A 17,846-nucleotide genomic window follows, 5' to 3' on the forward strand; every position below is an offset into this window, starting at 1 on the left:
TGCGAGACGATTGCGGGATTGCGGAGAGCGCGTCCACACGCAGAAGTGTGCCACATAATTAGCACAGAAGTTCGCCAAATAATTAGCAAAACGACACCCGCATAGCGTTGCTTCATAGCCAGGACAATATAGAATGCGACCCCGCCAGAAGCTGGAATTGCAACGTTCGTAAGTGTTGGATGCTGCGCCCTCAGCATGGCAAAGTACGATGCCTCGTAAGGCAGTTGCTTGAGGAAATGATTTTCAGTCGGCGGAACTCCGGTAAGGAGAGCCTGGAAATACGCATCATTTCGATGTGTGATCGCCTTGACCCGTGCGATCGGCTTCTTTGAACCTGGAGTGTAATACCCGGTGAACTCTCCGAGCGGCCCCTCAAAGGCCTCCTGCGTAAAATCGACCTCTAGCTCGAATACCAGTTCGGCGCGTGCGGGTACGTCGACATCGATGGTTTTGCAATGCACAAGTTCCAGAGCCGCACCCCGCATGCCGCCCACCACTTCAAAGTCGTTGGTCCCGTCGGGAACCTGGATCGGACAGGTATAGGCCATCACCGGATCCACGCCTATCACCAGCGCAGCATGAAAGATCGTTTGCCCCATGCGACGCGCTTTCGCGAGGTTGCGGCCAAAACGATGGTTGGGAAGAGCGAGAAAGGTCAGTGTCTGCTTGTCCACCACTTCGAAGCGGTAATGTCCAATGTCCGGAATCCCCGTTTCAGGATCCTTGCTGACAACGATGCCAGCAGTGATGTAACGTCCGCCATCATCAGGGCTGTATTTGCAAATTGGCAACTTGGAAGTATCGATCGCGTCGCCGGTAAGGATGTTTTCATGGACCGGGCCATCTGCCACAACAACGGGCGCGATGCGAGTCGACATTCCGTGCAGAACCCTGTCAAAAGCGTCCTTTTCCGTAGTCTGCAGGGCTATCAGCGATTTCGCGCGCGTGTTGTAGACGCCGCCCACCAAGCCGAACTTGGTCCCATTATTCTTGAAGATCAGTGCCGGACCGGACACGGACGCACTCTTCCGCATCGCTTTCGCGACCTCCAGCTCCGGAGAGATGGGGCGATCCAGTTCGAGAAGCTCGCCGGCGTTTCGCAAGGCATCTAGAAATTCACGAAAATCTTGAAATGGCATCGTGGTGGCACCCTCACTGAAATACAAAGATAAGATTTAGAGATCAGTCCGAGACTATACTCGCTCAACAATAACCTCATGCCATGTGCATTTGGATATTTACGTACAGCGTTCACTGCCGCCGTGCGAAGGCGGACCAACAGGTGCCGGGCACGGATAAGAGTAAGGGTCTCTTGTTGGGCGACCGTGCGATGCGAGATCGGACGCAGGATCTCAGGATCGAGTCGGGCATAGCGGGCCAGCTTCTCTACGTCCACTTGATCACTCTTCCGATCACTGTGCGAGATCGCGCGTAGTTCGCGAACGTTCGCAACGAGCACATCGTGGCCCAATTCCCGGAGTTGTTCACTAACCCAGATCGAATGGATCCAACCAAACAGTATCCACGCCCAAAGTTTAAACATCAGCCGCAACCCGTTCCATACGGGCCTGCTCATAGAAAGTCGGCTTCTCGTCAGCGATCCGAAGGTGACAATAGGCGCGTTTAGCGTAGTCACCGATAGCAACTATATCTATGGCGCTTCGCATTATTTCAACGCGAGGGGATGTTCCGATTCGACTCCGCTGAACGTACTAATCGGGAACCGGCAGCCGGTGTGTCTTTGCAGGTGTTCGATGTGGGCTCGGGCTCCGTTGCTGGATTCTTTGAGCGCTTGCACTGGGCCACGGCAATATTTGCAGCGCATGATCTGATCGCGTTCTGTGAGGGCTTCGTAGAGGGTACATGGGAACCAACGCCCACGCACCTTCACCTCGCACTCTGTCATCACCGGCGGCTTCTTCTTCGTAGGCACTGATGTGTTTAGATGCCTCCCGAAGAGCTGTCCGCATACTCTTTTTCTGCCGTTGAATCCATAGACTCTCAGTGAGTGCACCTTTTAGCGGGCGCGCGGGGTACCTCAAGAAAAGGAAATTTATGTACGCTAAGGACCGCTGGAGGCATTTTTAGAGTTCCGGAGAGGCTTGAAGCCACCCTTGGCTACCCGTTTATTGGTATGCCATGTGTGATCCCCGCGATGTTGCCGGACAAAAGCCAGATCCGCCTTTGTCAGCGTGTATAGGCGAATCAGCTCTCCCTCGTCTTCCGGGAAAGCCAACAACTGAAGGCGCTCTGAGGAGGTCAGCAGTTCGCGACGAGGCATCGTTCGGGAGTGTAGCGAATACGGAGGTTTTCAGACAACACCAGCCTATCCCAATTGCGGCCTGTTTCGCTGGTCAAGAGTGTCTCACAACTTGTCCGGGAAACTGTGTCCTGTATACCTAAGCCTTGATAAGATTCGGGACACGCGTATCGTCTACGCCCGCGTCTCGACCGACGACCAAACCCTCGATCTGCAGAAGGACGCACTCAAGCGGGCAAAATGCCGAGAAGTTTACGAAGAGCAGGCTAGCGGCAAGAACACTAGCAGGCCGCAACTTGAAGGCTGCCTCAAGAGCCTGCGTGAAGGAGACACCCTGGTCGTGTGGAGAATGGACAGGCTGGGCCGCAATCTCGCCGATCTGGTCAGGCTCATAGCCGATCTGGAACGCCGGAGGATCAATTTTAACTTGTCCGAATTGCCTCCGGGATCTCAGCGCTACGTCGCCTACTCTGACCTTCTTAAACTTCCTCAAGCCACCTTCACGGTTGAAGACGACTCCAATTTCAAAGGGAAGGCGGAGATAACCGGCATCTATCTCGACGATATTCTGCGGATGTTGAACATACCCCAGCAAAATACCCTTGTTGCTGCCATCTGCGACGATCAGTACGAAGCTCACTATACCTTTGAGTATCGTGCGACACACCATCCCATCCTTGTCCTGCGTATCAACGGGAAAAAGCTGAACGCACAGGAGCGAAACAGTGACGGTGGAACCTACGGTCCATACTTAATCTCACATGCGTCGTTCGCTCCCCGTTATCGGGTCCTTGCATATTCAGAGATGTCGCAGATTCCCAACGGCGTCGTCGAACTGCGCTTCCTGAATGAGACTGCGGTCTTCAGCGCCATTCACCCGGCCAAGAGCTTTCCCCTGAATTCGCCCGAAATATCGGGTTATCGCATCGCCCGGGGTAATTGCCTCCGTTGCCACAACGAAGGAGCCTGTGGTGGCCACAAGGCCGGTATACCATGGACTACGATTGGTCACACCGCGATGGCAGACCCCAAGAAATTCGCCAATTACATCAGGAACCCCAGATCGGTGAATGCCTTCGCTCACATGCCGGGCTTCCCGATGTATGACAAAGCGACTCTCTCTGCGTTGACCGCCTACTTCAAAACCTTCGCGACGGAACAGCAGAGATGACGCTGCGTCTCGCGAAAGTTGCACTAGTCGCCGCCGTTGCCTTCTTTTACACGCTGGTCGTCTTCAACAACCTGAGCGACTATGGATCGAACTATCAATTCGTGCACCACGTTCTGCTGATGGATACAACCTTTCCAGGCAATCATGGCATGTGGAGGGCGATCCATTCACCCCTCGTCCAAATGATATTCTATGACGGAATTATCGCGTGGGAAGCAGTCGTCACGGTGCTGTCGTGGATCGGAGTCGTTCAACTCCTGCGGGTAATTCGCAAACCGGCGGCAGCCTTCAACGCCGCCAAGTGTTTCTCAACCCTCGCTCTCACCCTCGGGTTGTTGCTGTGGTTCTTCGCCTTTATCAGTGTAGGCGGCGAGTGGTTCCTGATGTGGCAATCGAAGCTCTGGAACGGCCAGGAAGAGGCATTTCGTATGTTCGCCTCCATCGGTATCGTCTTTATGTTGCTCGTGCTGCCCGAGAGCGAATCCGGCGCGTGAGTCGAAGACTGTCCCGATTAGCTCTCGTGCGGCTTCGGTGCAGCCGTTTATGACAATATCTCCCTCAAAATCCGAGGGCGCGGCCACGTTATCGCGGAAGAGGTTGCCCTTACGTATCCTTACGTATATAGGTACGTACGGTTTTCTCACTCTTATCTCTCGTTTGCTCCATAATCTGCCGCTCCTCTGTATGAGGCACGACCTGTAAGCGAATCACATATAGGGATGCCTTGAGGTTGTAAACCATTGAACGCATGCGACTAGCGAATCGCCTTGCATATGAATTTCTTGTGCAGTGAGAGTCGCAGACCGCTCCGGTTCAACATTACTTCCGGCAGGTTCGAAGGGGTCCCGTGATTATGTCGACGGCCCGCTGAGCGCTTGCCGCAGCTTCGACAACCAGTTTGTTGTCCTGTTTCAAAGCACTGATCCAGTGTTGAAGGTATGCGGAGGTGTTCCGTTCGGTATGCTCCGTCTCAATTCCAGCCATGGCACAAAGGAAAGCGGACCCAGTCTCCGCGATGAGCTCTTCCTTGTTGTAAAGCTCATCCCCAAAATGCTTGCCGAAGGTCCGGGCCAGCCGGCTCTCATGGCCAGTGCTGTGAATCAGTTCATGAAAGAGCGTCTTGTAGTAGTGAGCAGTATCGACGAAACGGAAACGGGCAGGAAGATGGATGGAGTCGGTTTCGGGTCGGTAATAAGCACGGCTTTCGGTTTTGACCTCTGTACGGATCGCGGGCCGTCCGCTCCAGTTGTTGACGAGGTCTTCGCAAGCCTTGTCCAAGCCGACTGAGGCAAGCTCCGGATCCTCAATCATCGGTACATTGAGCCCGTCGCACTGCTCCACATTGAAGACGTTGTAGTAGGTCAGCATGAAGGGCTGCCGCTTGCTGTCGGTGTTCTCTTCGTTGGGCTGTTCGGTCTCTTCACGGCTCTGCAACTGCTTGTAGAAGACGATGCGCTCGCTGCGCTCATCCTTGCGCACGCTCCCACCCAGTTCGTGGGCCTGCTTGTAGGTCAACCAAAAAGGCGAGCTGTATTCGGTGCCCCATAGCAGCATGACGTTGATGCCGCGGTAGGGCTGGCCAGTAGAGAAGTTGCGCGGGAAGACTCCCCAGTTAGTGCAAATCGCCCTCTCATCAACCACCCATCTCGACGAGTTCTTGGACCGGGGAGATCAATCTCAAATCTGTCATGGCTAACGAAACCCGCCCATTTGGGCCGATCGTCCTCGGCTGAAACGACATTATCATGCGTGAAATGTTTCAAGTACAAGTTGATACTCACACCACGTCTTAAGGCGGGAATTTAATTGAGGTATTGGGGTTTATTTCATTAGATGTGGCACACCTGTGTGCCAACAATCTTTCGGTGCCGGCATTTGGTGCTGTGGTTTGAAGGAGGTTAAAATGACGACAATGACCTTGGATGGCAAGGTTGCTCTTGTCACTGGCGGCGCGAGGGGGATAGGCGCCTCCATCTGCGAGAGGCTGAGCCGCCACGGAGCTGCGGTCGCTTTCACTTATGTCCAATCGCACGACAATGCCTGCGCGCTAGTGGATTCAATTAGCGCAGGTGGCGGTCGCGCACGGGCGGTTTGCAGCGATGTTGCAGAGCCGGCGGACGTGGCGGCCACGATACGGGAAACTTTGGACGCATTCGGCCGGATCGATATTCTGGTAAACAATGCGGCACTACAGCTTTCGGGTGCTGTGGAGTCCTATCCGCTGGATAAGCTCGACCGCATGCTGGCCGTCAATGTTCGGGGGCTGTTCCTGATGACCCAGGAGGCGTTGCGCCACATGTCCGCCGGCGCCCGTATCATCAACGTCGGCAGTATAAGTAGTGACTACATGCCGGTCGCCGACCATGCCGTTTACGCGATGACCAAAGGAGCAGTGGCGAGCCTAACGCGGGGCCTCGCGCGCGATCTCGGCACGCGTGGTATCACCGTCAATAACGTCCAGCCCGGTCGCATCGCAACCGAACTGCTGATGACGGCAATTGGCCCTCTAGCCGACAAAATAAAAGCCGGCGTTGCCTTGCAGCGTTTTGGGGACGTCAGCGAAGTGGCGGCGCTGGTCGCCTTCCTCGCGGGCCCTGACGCCAGTTTTATCACAGGCGCGAGTTTGAGGGTGGATGGCGGCGCTTCGGCCTAACTGTAGTGACACAACCTGTAGCTTGGATCGGAAATTGGCGTAAATCTTAGGGAGTTATGTGGCGCAGATGGGCTCAAATGCACCAAGTAAGCTTCTGTTGCGCCGCCCTGGCGTTTTTTAGTGGGCATTCGGCAAGTGCCTCATTCCGTAGAGGAACTCGATCCTGCTGTTTTGTGCAGGTCCTACTGAATGCCAGTTTCTGTGGGTGCCTCTTACGCCACTTATCGCTCAAATCTTTACGCCACATAACTCCCAAAGCAACACGTAGAGATTGCATCGTTATTTGTCGTCTCGCAGTCCGGCGCGAGATGCCGAAGCGAAAGCCTGGAACTCCACCCAAGATTTTGCCAGAGACGGCAAGCTGTCTTGGGCAAAGGTGTCGGATCGCATCACTCTGAATGAGAGATGCTGATAGTGAGAAACGCACCGAGAACACCCACTCTGCCGCTTTGCCTAGCCTTTTGCGGTCTTGGTAGCTCGCTCCAGCGGATGCCCAACGGCTGAGCCAGCTGCGTTCGCTTGAGGGAAGACTGCGTCTAAGGAGATAATGCTGAGAGCGGTCCGGTGAAGCTTACCTGTGTGATAGAAAGTCAAATGCTCAATCGTCGACGCTTCCTCGCCTGCTCCTTCGCTGCCAGTGCCTCTGCATGTCTGCGAAGCACGCTTGCACTTGCAGCCGACCCGCAGCCATTCACGCCGTGGATTCCAGGTACGCTCGACATTCACCACATAGCGACCAATCGCGGTAATAGCACACTGATGATCCAGCCTGACGGTACAACGCTGTTGGTGGATGCTGGGGCACTCTACGCGCACACTCCATATCTGGTATCCACGCTTCCGTCAGAAGAGCGTCGCCCTGGCGAGTGGATCGGGCGATATGCGAAGCGACATCTCAAGACGGCAGGGCTGCCCAATCAAATCGACGCGTTCATGCTGACGCACCATCATGATGATCACATGGGAGCCCTGCCCCCTGATGTCGTGAAAAATCGGCAAGGCTTTGTTCCAAGTGGCGTATCCGACGTAGACGCTATTGTGCCGATATCCCGCTTCGTCGATCGTGATCCTACATTCAGTTATCCCGCCGCTGGGGTGGAAGGTTATAACGCTGGTCCGCAGGAAAACTACCAGGCGTTTCTGAAGAGCAAAGGCGCAGCCGTTGAGAAATTTCAACCAGGTGTGAATGAGCAGTTCGCGCTCCGACATGATGCGAAGAAGTATCCAGGCTTTGAAGTGCGCAACCTTGCCGCGAATGGCGAGGTGTGGACAGGTGAAGGCACCGCCACGCGGAAGACATTTCCAGATATCGCGACTCTCAGGAAGACGGAGTACCCATCGGAGAACTGTTGCTCGGCTGCGATCCGTGTGCGCTATGGCAACTTCGCCTACTACACCGGTGGAGACTTGCCCAATGGTGTGCCCACCGGTCTGCCCGCATGGTGGAACATTGAGACGGCCGTCGCAAAAGTGTGCGGGAAGGTCTCTGTCGCATTGCTGAATCACCACGGTTACTACGATGCGGATGGTCCAGAGTGGGTGCGTGCGCTGCAACCGCGCGTCTTCATCATTGAGGCGTGGGATTCAGCTCATCCGACCGTGAACACGATGCAGACACTGATGTCGAAGAACCTCTACCCCGGTCCACGCGATGTGTTTGCCACATTTCTAAATGAAAACAATCGTCTTGCGAATAAGGGCACTGAGAAGATGCTCTCCCGCGCTGGGCACATTGTGGTGCGCGTCGCACCGGGTGGCTCGACCTACAACATCTTTGTGCTCTCGAATAAGGATGAGAGCGACACGCCGAGCGGTACTTTTGGGCCCTACACCGCGTAAGGGTCATGACCTGTGTGAATGTCGCTAAGCTCAATCGTCGTCCTGAGGATTTACCCTCAGCAGATGTCGGGCTGCACTCAAATCCCGAAAATTTCCCGTTTGACGTCATTCACTCCATTTAGCGGAGCAGCCTCGTCCCGTCTGTTATCGCCAATTGAGATCTCACTGTATGAGTGTTCACTTCCCCTTGCGCGCGCTTGGGAAGATCTTTCCGGGTCTGCCAGTCGATTTGCGACGTTACAACACTGACGATCCACGTAGTATTTAAACCGGAGATGCGGTTCAGAGTCGGCTGTGGATCTGAATGCTCAGCGTGAGTTTCCGGCGTTCTATAACGCCGCCACCGGTCCTAAAGCCATTTGTCGTAATAGATTAATAAGGCGCCGATCTCCTCACTCTTTTCAGATAGTTTTCGCACCACACTCGTCTCATCTTCTGAAGTCGGCCCTCAGGAATTGTTATGGCCAAACGACTGCTCCTCGCCTCCCTCCTTCTCGCCTCAACAACCTCTGCCTGGGCGGCGCAGGGTAAGGTTTTGATCATCGTCCAGAACCCCAGAATCCATGAGATTGGAGAGCCCTAGTTCCTCCCTTTGACGACAAGTCCGACAGCTTCACTGCCGCCCTCAGCCTCCCCTAGCAGGTGAGTAGCGGCACGTTCAGCCGAAGTTGCGCCGCAGCGATGCCATGTCTCGCGACTCTCCCTTAGCAGGCGAATGATAAGGAGACACTACACCGGACAGGCGTGGATCTTCCGAGGTGGGACCGTTGTCGACGATGGCCTCGGCCGCCACAGATGGAGCGCCGACGACCTCACTCGTCGTTCGGTTCAGTCCGAAACGCCTGAGTAGTCTCTGCGGTAGGTCGACTGCATACTTTGCGCGCGTCACGGCAACATAGAGGAGTCGCAGCTCCGCCGCGACGGATTCCTGCTGATCGGAACGTGTTGATGGTGGACGCGCGGAGAGGAAATCGGGATCGATTTCGACGTACCCCCACTCTCTGCCTTTGGCTTTATGTGTCGTTGAGCAGATGACCCGGGCATCCCCTCGTTGGGAACACAGCCGGCGATCGCCCTGAGCATCGTTTCTTCCCCGTACTCCTGGACGAGGTTGACCAGACCACGGAGGTATTCCCCCTCGGTGCGGGTGCTGAACGACATAACGTCCTTCCAGGTAGCGAAGCCCAGTAATTCAGGGGATTGTCCCGCTTGTCCCTGTTTTACGCGACGAACATCAGTCAACAACATCTCCAGGCCACGGGTTCGGCCAAGAACATGACAGGGCATCCTGCTGGAGAGGCACTTTAGAATATTCCCAATAACGCCGGCGTTGGTGCGGGACAGAATGATCTGAGGATGGACCACAGCGAGATGGGACTGGATCGCTTCCAGTCCTCGCACCGGATGCTTCGCTCCAAGTGAACGAAGAATCGCAGTTGCAGCAGTGGCAATTGCGGGGCCGAACCGGTACGACTGGGAAAGGAGAACATGGTGAGGTGTCGACACCTGAGCCATTGCGTTCACCGCGCCCCGCCATTCATAGATCTGTTGATAGGGGTCTCCGACATACACGACAGGACAGTCCATCCGCTTCAGGACGCCAAGCAGAACAGGATTCAGGTCCTGTGCTTCGTCGACGAGGATGTAATCGACCCGCGCTTTCGGTTGAGAGAGTGCCCAAAGCTTCAGGTAGCCATCGTGACCAAGCGGAAGACCGGCGGTCTTGTGGCGCATGGCATCCCACAAAGCCTGCATGTGTGAGATGGACTGGCCGGTGAACTGAGCGAAGCCCTCGGCATCGAGCGCTTCAAGACAACCGTAGCGTGGAATATGCGCCTGCAGCGGATGTTCATCATTACTCAGCAGGAAACGCTTCACCGCGTCGAGCAGTACGGAGCAATACGACCACTTCGAAAGCGTCAGTCCCGAATGGAAGGTCAAGTTCTCCGGCATTCGGAACGCTTCCACCACCGTATTTGGAGTGAGAGTCCCTGTCAGCTTCCACGCCGGATATCCGAAGCTCCGGGCTATGGCGCGGAAAGCGAGGGAATGACTGGTCGCGCAAGCTACCTGTGCTGGGAACTTTCCACGGGCATTCTCTGCAATGCTTCGATTGAATGCCAGATAGAGTCCGCGCCCGTTCGTACTCGACGCGAGCAGGCGGAGAGTCGTGGTCTTGCCCGAACCTGCGTACGCATCGATGCGGAGGCCTTCCTGCTTGAGGAACAGTTCCCGTGCGCGTTGCTGCTCCGGACTGGGATGGATATCGGTTGGGTGAAGGCTCATGGTCTTGTTGCGTAACGCCTTCTCCCAAGCATATCCAAACTGCGTGCCATCCTGGCATCAAGGGAAGAACTGGACTGAAGAAAGACTTTCTCCGGCTCTGCACGCACATGAGTTCATCATCCGTGGTCTCCCAGAAGGCTGCATCCTCCAGCTTTCATATATTCTGGGACTGCCATGCAGATATGCTCCTTTCTCCCATCAGCCACGGAGATTCTCTATGCTCTCGGAATGGGCGAAAGCGTCTCGGGCGTGACCTTCGAGTGCGACTATCCTCCGGAGGCAAGGCAGAAGGCCATTATTGTGGATACCTTGATCCATGGTGACCTTACGCCGCAAGAAATCGATGAGGCCGTCAGAAGGCAGGCAGTCGCAGGCGGGAGTCTTTATTTCGTAGATCTGCCAAAATTGAAGGCGATCCATCCGGACGTAGTTGTCACCCAGAATCTTTGTCACGTCTGCGCGATCAGCGAGTCCGATTTGGCAAAGGCTATAAGCGAACTGCCTTCCCGGCCGCATATAATCTCCTTATCGCCCCACACGCTTGAGCAGGTCCTTCAGAGTATCGAGACCATTGGTGGGACAATCGGCTGCCAATCCGAAGCGAGAGATCTTATCGACGGACTCCGACGGCGAATCGAACGCGTCAGGAGCAACGTCAGGCAGGTAAAGCCGCCGCCACGGGTACTTTGTCTCGAATGGCTCTCTCCTCTCTTCCAGGGGGGCCATTGGATACCTGAAATGGTGGCAATTGCCGGCGGGGATGCTCTACTGGCGACTCCAGGGGAGAGAAGCACCAATATCTCATGGGAACAGGTCCTGGAGTCCGATCCTGAGGTGGTGGTTGTCATGCCGTGCGGCTTCCATCTCGAAGAGGCGATAGCACAGTATAGGAACGCCTGCTTCCCAAAGGATTGGGAGAACGTATCAGCCGTTAGGCACCGGCGAGTATATGCAGTGGACGGTACAGCTTACTTTTCAAGACCAGGGCCACGGCTGGTCACTGGATTGGAGATACTGCAGGCCATCCTGCGGGACGACAGTTTCGCTGAACTGCCATCGGAAAGCGTCGCGAAGATAATCTGAGGCGACACAAGCCCTATAAGAGACTTGCGCGCCATCGGAAGCCATCACACGGATGCAAGATCGACCTATGTCTCCAGTTGTGACCAGGGCGCTCCGGAACAGCGCACGATATGATCACGGTGAAGGGCGATTTCCAAGCTAGGTCGATCTCTGCAGCGAGTAACAAAAGACGGCGAGAACTGCGATCTGGAACCAGACAGAGTGAATGTACAAATGCAATGGAAATCCGGCCGGGAGTCGCTCATCATGCCACTCGGGGTATGCTACTCATTTTTGAAACAAATCTTTGAACCGCTGTGGTTGGGAGCGAAGATATTGCTTGGGCGCGCGAATTTGCCCGCCTAGCTTCGCAGCGGCGTGCCATGGCCAGTGCGGGTCGTATAAGATCGCGCGCGCTAACGCGATCATGTCGGCATCGCCAGTTGCCACGATCGCCTCAGCTTGTTCAAACCCGCTGATCAGTCCGACGGCGACTACAGGCATCCGGACTCTGGATTTGACCGCGCGAGCAAGCGGTACCTGATAGCTCGGCCCAACTGGGATGTTCTGTGTAGGATGCAAGCCACCGCTCGAGACGTGGATGGCATCGCAGCCGTGCTCCTCTAACTTTTCAGCAAAGGCGATCGTCTGCTCAATATCCCAGCCGCCTTCCACCCAGTCTGTCGCAGATACTCGCACGGAAATCGGCTTGTCGGCAGGGAATGCGCCGCGCACCGCATCAAAGATCTGGAGCGGGAACCGCATCCGGTTCTCCAGGGAACCGCCATATTCATCGTCTCGCCGATTGGAGAGCGGCGACAGGAACTGGTGCATCAGATAGCCATGAGCGACATGGAGTTGGATCAAGTCGATCCCGAGGTTCGCCACGCGGGCGGCTGATGCGGCGAATGCATCGCGCACCCGTCGAAGTCCATTCCGGTGAAGTGCGACTGGAGCGACCTGGCCCTCAGCAAAAGGTATTGCGGACGGTGCCACCGTTTGCCACCCGAGCGGATGATCCGGGGAGAACTGAACGCCACCCTTCCATGGGACCTCGGTCGAAGCCTTGCGACCAGCATGACTCAACTGAATCGCGATCGGAATGTCGGACCAGCGGCGAATGCTCTTTAACGTGCGAGATATCGCGGCTTCGGTTTCGTCGTTCCACAGTCCGACGTCGGCATAGGTTATGCGCCCTTCGGGAAGAACTGCAGTTGCTTCGATCGTCAATAGAGCCGCTCCCGACAAGGCGAGGTGGCCGAGGTGGATAAGGTGCCAGTCGTTCATGCACCCGTCCTCGGCTGAGTATTGATCCATAGGTGCGATCACGATCCTATTGGGCAGATCGAGGTTACGAATACGGATCGGTTGGAAGAGAGCCGACTCAGCCATAATGACACCTCCTTGCGGGGCACAAACGGAACCGCACGACTGTCTGGATGATTGATTTTACGCTCCAAATGTGACCCTGCCCCAGAGCATGGCTCACCATTGGTACCGAAATCCTCAGCGGAATCGCCATTCTCCTTGGCGTTCGTCTCTCTGGTAAGTATTCCCACGATTGTCTTGCTCGCCGTCGCCATTGTGACAGTCATCTTCCATACGGCTTCAGCTCGATCAAGCTCGTGAGTGTTACCGCCGGCCGTGCACAGTTCGTAGGTCCACTCGGGACCCCTCCGGTACTTTCACCACCGGCAAGCATTCCATCGATTCGATGAACGCCGCGTGCTCTGCTTGAGGGAAGATGTTTTAGGTATGGTCATGCATCTTGGATGCGCATGCGAAAACATTCGCCAACTTCAATTCGTAGTGAAACTCATATGAATCACTGTCTCCGATTCCACACATTTAGGCGTCTGGTTGAATGAGGGATAACTATTCGGCCTCGACGATATCTACTGAGAAATATCTAATTTCGCCTGGAACTTTCGTCCGCGAAGCGAGATCAGTACCGGGACACGTTCTGCGAGGTAATGCAGAACTCTTCGTCGCGACGCTCTTTCAGCGCACGCCGTCCGGGACTTTACTCCATCCTGAGCAGTGCGCTCAATACAAAGGACTTCATCTTCGCTCTCGAGAAAATGCCAGGTTTAGCAAGACTCGCGGCAACCTGTAGCCTCCATCATCATCTGTGAAGACATGCTGGTGCATGTGTTCAGAGGCCCCAAACTCCTCCTGCTCGTCTTCCTTTACGCCACTATCGCCGGGCTGCGCACCGTCGCGGACTTCGACCTTGGATGGCAGATGGCGAACTCCAATCATCCCTTGTCCTCGGTGGACACGCTCTCTTATACGGTCCCAGGAGCACCGTGGATTTATCCGTCACTCTCCGGTCTCATCTTCCGCGGCCTCTTTGGTATGGGAGGATATGCCGCCATCTCTCTCTTTTGCGACGCAGCTCTGCTCATCACCGTGGCGATCCTTGTGTTTCGGAGTCAGACAGCGGTGCTCGTGTTGCTTCTGGTCGCGATGCCTGCGCTCGCGCAACAGATGCTTCCCCGTTCGGGTCTCTTTACCGTCGTTCTCGCGGCGGCAACAGCGCGCCTGCTCCTTGCGTATAAGAGCGGGTCGAGTCGCCGTTTGTGGCTGCTGCCGGTGATTATGGTGCTGTGGGTCAATCTGCATCAGGGTTCTATCGCTGGTCTTGCGCTCATGCTCGGTTATCTCGTCTCCGAGGCGACGGATTTTCTGCTGGTTCGCGATGAACGTCCGGAGATCCTTCGCCGCATCCGAGATGCCGCGCCGTGGATGTTCGCCTCCGTGCTCGCCACTTTTATTAATCCGTGGGGATGGAGGATGTATGGAGCCGTCGCCGCACAGGAGCATCCTTCCGTGTTTCAGGCAGGAGTTATTCGCGAACTCAATCCGCTGTACCGCGATCTCTCATCGGCAACTCTGAACCCGTTCGACTCCCTCAGTGCTATCTGGTGGATGATTGTGCTGGCGGCTGTTTCTCTGCCGTTTCTTATACGTCAAAGGCGCGTTGGACTCGCGGTGTTTCTCTCTATCGGAGTGGTAGCTTGCCTCGTCTCTTCCCGCAGTCAGGGCGTGTTTTTATCACTGGCTTGTCTTATCGCAGGTGACGCCTTCGCGAACGCATACGGTCTTTTCCAACGTATTACGCAGACAAATCGATGGAAGGCTCTTCCGTGGGGAGTTGCTCTAGCAGGTTTGATTCTTGTCACCGTACGCTGCGTCAACATTGTCAGCGACCGGTCCTACCTTCATGAAGATCAGATCACGGTCTTCGGGCGTGGAGCCTCGTGGTGGTTGCCCGAGCAGGCTGCTGCCTTCATCGAGCAGCATCACCTGCCGACGGAGCTATTTGCTTCGTTCAATCTCAGTAGTTATGTTGTCAGTCGCCTTGGCCCACATTATCGTGACTTTGCAGACGGGCGTTATCTCCCGTTTGGCGACCGCATCGTCGCGGAGCAACTTCACCTCGCCGCGCTTCCGCTCGACTCCGACGAATGGAGCAAAGCTGCCGATACGTGGCACATTCGAAGCATCATCCTGCCGCTTGCCCGTTTCTACGGCATTCAATCCGTTCCGTTGCGCGAGGACTGTGCCAGTCATTACTGGACTCCCGTCTACCTCGATACGACCGCTGTCGTCTTCGTTCGCAACAACGCATTGCAGCCCGAGAGGCTTGATGCCCTGCGCATCGATTGCCAGCGTCAGTCCCTTATGTCCTCCATCCAACATTCGCGCATCGGGGAATACCAACAGCTGGCGAACGCGGCTGTCATCCTCTTCGTTCTGGGTCGCAATCAGGAGGCGCAGCAGGCGCTTGAGCGGGCGCAGAGTCTCTTCCAGGGAGACGACTCCCTTGTTCTTCTCGATGGAGAGCTGCAGGCGTCGCGCAATGATCTAAGCGCGGCTGAGCAGAGTTTTCACCATGCTCTTGCCCTGCATCCATCCGATGCTGCGTGGTACCAGCTTGGTCTTGTGAATGCGAGGCAGAGAGAGTATCCGCAGGCAGTCCACGCCTTTCGCCGCGCTCTCTCGCTCGAAGACCAGCCCAGTGTGCCGATTGAAGCCTCGCTCGCGCGGGCTGAACTTCTTGCCGGAGAGGAGAAGGCGGCTCTTCGAACAGTGAGCGATGCCTCCCGTCTTCTCCCCGATACTCCTGATCGGGCGGCCGATCGCGCAGAGCTCGCTGACCTGGAGGCTGCCGCGTGGATCAGGCTCTCCAACTGGGCCTCCGCGATTTCGGCGGAGAGGCGTGCCGTACAACAAACGCCCAACGTGGCGGGGCGCTGGCAGGTGCTTGCGGCGATGTACGCCGCCACCGGTCAGGAGGATCAGGCGGCGCGTGCCCGCGACCGGGCTGATTCCCTCGCCCATCATCCGTGATCTGTCGTAGCTCCATGTTTTTCAGGAGCCAGGGTGTGGTTCACCTTGCAGCGGAATCGGATGGCCACTGGCAATCCGCACGCGGGTTCAGGACGGGGCTAAAGTGCTAGCCGATGCTGCAGAAAAGAACGCGCAGAGTTGGAGGCCGTTGGACTTCTTTCCTGGGTCGCCTTCCTGCCGCTGTTGCTTCACCGGCTGATCCTCGGTGAGGACAAGTCGCTGCAGCGTCTCGCCCCGAGCCTAGCGATCTTTGTCGCCTCGCCCGCGGTCGGGGTGTCTGTCCTGGCTTCAACTTACAGGCCGCGTGGACGCGGTCTATCGGTTCATCTTGTTCACGCCACTGTTTTTCGCCCTGCTTGTGCTGCGCTTGTGGCAGCTTGCGGTGCGAGCACTTCTGTATCGGCCGCCTGATGGGCTTACACCTTTCCCAGTGCGGCGCTCGCTTCCGCTCTGATTCGTTATTGCCAACACGTTCCAGGGGTTGACGAGAGACTTCTAGCGTGGGCCGGTCTCGCATTGACCACGATCGCTGTAGCCGGCGTGGGACTCATTTCACTGAGAAACTGCTCGCGGAGATTGTGGCTTTCTGTCCGGAGCCGGCCTGATCATTGAGGAAACCGTCCTCAACCGGCTTGGTGGCAGCTCACGGGAAGGTTCCGTGCGCTTAGGTGAACTGAATTCGCCTTGGCGTATGGTGCGTTCCGTTTCTTTAAGTGTCCCGCATAGGGCTTGTTTTGCGGAGTATCGGTTCGAGTGTCGTATTTTCATATAGCAAGGGTTTCGAGCTTTTAAAAGAGAGGAACAAACATGTCAGACGGAAATGACCAATCCAAGTTAAGCAGACGTAGATTTCTGGAGGCCGGGTCGGCCGTTCTGGTCGCAGCAGCGGGGGTGCAGGCTCAGGGTCAGCAGAGCAAGATTTATCCCACGGACCCGCATACCGGGGTCAATGAAAGCCAGCCAGGACCGAAAAATAACGCGGTTCTGGATGGCCAGAACCAGGATTCGGCGTGGCCGCCAGAGACTGACTCAGGAGGCCAGCCTCCGTTCAAGTATTCGTTTTCGCTGGCGCATAAGCGGGTCGAGGGCGGCGGGTGGACGCGACAGGTGACGGTACGTGACCTGCCGATTTCGAAAACGATGGCCGGGGTGGAGATGCGACTGATCTCCGGCGGCATCCGCGAACTGCACTGGCATGTTGCGTCGGAGTGGGCGTTGATGCTGTACGGTTCAGCGCGCATCACGGCAGTTGACCAGCAGGGACGGGCCTTCGTGGACGATGTGCATGAAGGCGACCTGTGGCTGTTCCCCGGAGGCATTCCTCATTCGATCCAGGGCCTGGGGGAGGATGGATGCAAGTTTCTGCTGGTGTTCAAGGATGGCAACTTCAACGAGTTCGGAACGTTTCTGTTGACCGATTGGCTGCACCATACGCCGAAGGAGGTGCTGGCGAAGAACTTCGATGTGCCGGAGTCCACATTCGACAAAGTGCCGAAGAGGGAGCTGTTCATCTTTCAGCGGGAATTGCCGCGTCCGCTCGCCGAAGAGAAGCGTCAGGTTGAGGCGGTGACGGGAGCGGTGCCGAATTCGTTTGCGTTCCTTCCGGGCAAGATGCGGCCGAGCAAGGTGTCCAAGGGGGGCGAGGTAAAGATCGTTGATCGCAAAAACTTCCCTGCGACTGACATCGCGTCGGCGATCGTGACGCTGAAGCCGGGCGGCCTGCGGGAGCTGCACTGGCATCCGAACTCGGACGAATGGCAATACTACGTAAAGGGCAAGGGCCGGATGACGGTCTTTGCGGCAGGTGGACTGGCGCGCACGATGGACTTCGAAGGAGGCGATGTGGGGTACATCGACATCTCGATGCCACACTATATCGAGAATACGGGGGACGAGGATCTCACGTTTATCGAGGTCTTCCCGACGCCGTTCTACGAGGATATTTCGCTGGCGGAGTGGCTGGCGCATACGCCTTCACGGCTGGTGGAGGAGCACATTCAGGTAGGCGAGGACTTTCTGGCGAAGATTCAACAGAAGGAGATGGTAATCACCCCGGAGTAGGCATGACTCCATCCCACATCAGTCGCCCCAAGCATCTTGAAACCGAAGTTGGTATGGGCTTGGGACTGGAATTAATCAGTGCCCGTGCGGAGACATCGTTTCAAGCGGAGCTCGCGAATGGTCATCTCTAAGCGAACACGAGAAACGGGATTATTGCT

General features: G+C 56.2%; 15 protein-coding genes and 2 pseudogenes. 8 read left to right on the forward strand and 9 right to left on the reverse strand.

Features of this window, described 5'->3' with window-relative positions:
- The 4 genes from AC5S26_RS27850 to AC5S26_RS27865 all read right to left on the reverse strand — a co-directional run.
- Positions 1 to 1,139 (reverse strand): UbiD family decarboxylase (locus AC5S26_RS27850; RefSeq protein ID WP_494188220.1); only part of this gene is annotated, 1,139 nt, incomplete at its 3' end.
- The gene (locus AC5S26_RS27855; protein WP_494188221.1) at positions 1,109 to 1,576 is read right to left on the reverse strand and encodes an IS110 family transposase; all 468 of its coding nucleotides are present in this window, start codon (positions 1,574 to 1,576) and stop codon (positions 1,109 to 1,111) included. The genes AC5S26_RS27855 and AC5S26_RS27850, both read right to left, overlap by 31 nt.
- 90 nt (positions 1,577 to 1,666) lie before the next feature.
- On the reverse strand, positions 1,667 to 1,906 hold the full coding sequence (locus AC5S26_RS27860; protein ID WP_494188222.1) for a hypothetical protein: 240 nt from the start codon (positions 1,904 to 1,906) through the stop codon (positions 1,667 to 1,669).
- 156 nt (positions 1,907 to 2,062) lie between these two features.
- On the reverse strand, positions 2,063 to 2,281 hold the full coding sequence (locus tag AC5S26_RS27865; protein WP_494188223.1) for a DUF4158 domain-containing protein: 219 nt from the start codon (positions 2,279 to 2,281) through the stop codon (positions 2,063 to 2,065).
- 91 nt (positions 2,282 to 2,372) lie between these two features.
- Here AC5S26_RS27865 and AC5S26_RS27870 point away from each other — a divergent pair, with 91 nt between their 5' ends.
- Both AC5S26_RS27870 and AC5S26_RS27875 read left to right on the forward strand, forming a co-directional pair.
- Positions 2,373 to 3,431: a recombinase family protein gene (locus tag AC5S26_RS27870; protein ID WP_494188224.1), complete on the forward strand. Its 1,059-nt coding sequence runs from the start codon at positions 2,373 to 2,375 to the stop codon at positions 3,429 to 3,431.
- Complete coding sequence (locus tag AC5S26_RS27875) at positions 3,428 to 3,925, forward strand: DUF2165 family protein (RefSeq protein WP_494188225.1); 498 nt, start codon at positions 3,428 to 3,430, stop codon at positions 3,923 to 3,925. Before AC5S26_RS27870 ends, AC5S26_RS27875 begins: the two co-directional genes overlap by 4 nt.
- Before the next feature lie 325 nt (positions 3,926 to 4,250).
- On the opposite strand, the gene AC5S26_RS27880 is transcribed toward AC5S26_RS27875, so the two are convergent.
- Positions 4,251 to 5,072 carry an ArdC family protein gene (locus AC5S26_RS27880; protein WP_494188226.1) on the reverse strand — a complete coding sequence of 274 codons (822 nt, stop codon included), beginning with the start codon at positions 5,070 to 5,072 and terminating at the stop codon, positions 4,251 to 4,253.
- 262 nt (positions 5,073 to 5,334) lie between these two features.
- Here AC5S26_RS27880 and AC5S26_RS27885 point away from each other — a divergent pair, with 262 nt between their 5' ends.
- The 3 genes from AC5S26_RS27885 (at position 5,335) to AC5S26_RS27895 (ending at position 8,506) form a co-directional block, all read left to right on the forward strand.
- Entirely contained in the window at positions 5,335 to 6,084 is a 750-nt protein-coding gene (locus AC5S26_RS27885; protein WP_494188227.1) for a 3-oxoacyl-ACP reductase family protein, read from the forward strand.
- A gap of 594 nt (positions 6,085 to 6,678) precedes the next feature.
- A complete protein-coding gene (locus tag AC5S26_RS27890; protein ID WP_494188228.1) occupies positions 6,679 to 7,923 on the forward strand; it encodes a ComEC/Rec2 family competence protein in 1,245 nt (414 codons plus the stop codon).
- Positions 7,924 to 8,383: 460 nt separating this feature from the next.
- On the forward strand, positions 8,384 to 8,506 hold the full coding sequence (locus AC5S26_RS27895) for a hypothetical protein (RefSeq protein WP_494188229.1): 123 nt from the start codon (positions 8,384 to 8,386) through the stop codon (positions 8,504 to 8,506).
- Positions 8,507 to 8,581: 75 nt separating this feature from the next.
- On the opposite strand, the gene AC5S26_RS27900 is transcribed toward AC5S26_RS27895, so the two are convergent.
- From AC5S26_RS27900 to AC5S26_RS27910, 3 genes and pseudogenes are all read right to left on the reverse strand, one after another.
- On the reverse strand, positions 8,582 to 8,812 hold the full coding sequence (locus AC5S26_RS27900; RefSeq protein ID WP_494188230.1) for a hypothetical protein: 231 nt from the start codon (positions 8,810 to 8,812) through the stop codon (positions 8,582 to 8,584).
- Positions 8,813 to 8,854: 42 nt separating this feature from the next.
- A pseudogene (locus tag AC5S26_RS27905) lies at positions 8,855 to 9,115 on the reverse strand (hypothetical protein); the annotation flags it as partial.
- A 335-nt stretch (positions 9,116 to 9,450) separates the two neighbouring features.
- Positions 9,451 to 10,209, reverse strand: a pseudogene (locus tag AC5S26_RS27910) (UvrD-helicase domain-containing protein); the annotation flags it as partial.
- 174 nt (positions 10,210 to 10,383) lie between these two features.
- Here AC5S26_RS27910 and AC5S26_RS27915 point away from each other — a divergent pair.
- Complete coding sequence (locus tag AC5S26_RS27915; RefSeq protein WP_494188231.1) at positions 10,384 to 11,292, forward strand: BtuF-related (seleno)protein; 909 nt, start codon at positions 10,384 to 10,386, stop codon at positions 11,290 to 11,292.
- Between the two features lie 267 nt (positions 11,293 to 11,559).
- Here the strand turns inward: AC5S26_RS27915 and AC5S26_RS27920 are convergent, their stop codons facing one another.
- Entirely contained in the window at positions 11,560 to 12,663 is a 1,104-nt protein-coding gene (locus tag AC5S26_RS27920) for an NADH:flavin oxidoreductase/NADH oxidase (protein WP_494188232.1), read from the reverse strand.
- A 753-nt stretch (positions 12,664 to 13,416) separates the two neighbouring features.
- Between AC5S26_RS27920 and AC5S26_RS27925 the strand changes: the two genes are divergently transcribed.
- Both AC5S26_RS27925 and AC5S26_RS27930 read left to right on the forward strand, forming a co-directional pair.
- Positions 13,417 to 15,627, forward strand: coding sequence for a tetratricopeptide repeat protein (locus AC5S26_RS27925; protein ID WP_494188233.1), 2,211 nt, complete (start codon positions 13,417 to 13,419; stop codon positions 15,625 to 15,627).
- 807 nt (positions 15,628 to 16,434) lie between these two features.
- Positions 16,435 to 17,688, forward strand: a complete 1,254-nt coding sequence (locus AC5S26_RS27930) for a cupin domain-containing protein (protein WP_494188234.1) — start codon at positions 16,435 to 16,437, stop codon at positions 17,686 to 17,688.
- Positions 17,689 to 17,846 lie beyond the last annotated feature (158 nt).

The sequence above is a fragment of the Edaphobacter sp. FHG110511_03 genome (assembly GCF_059115365.1).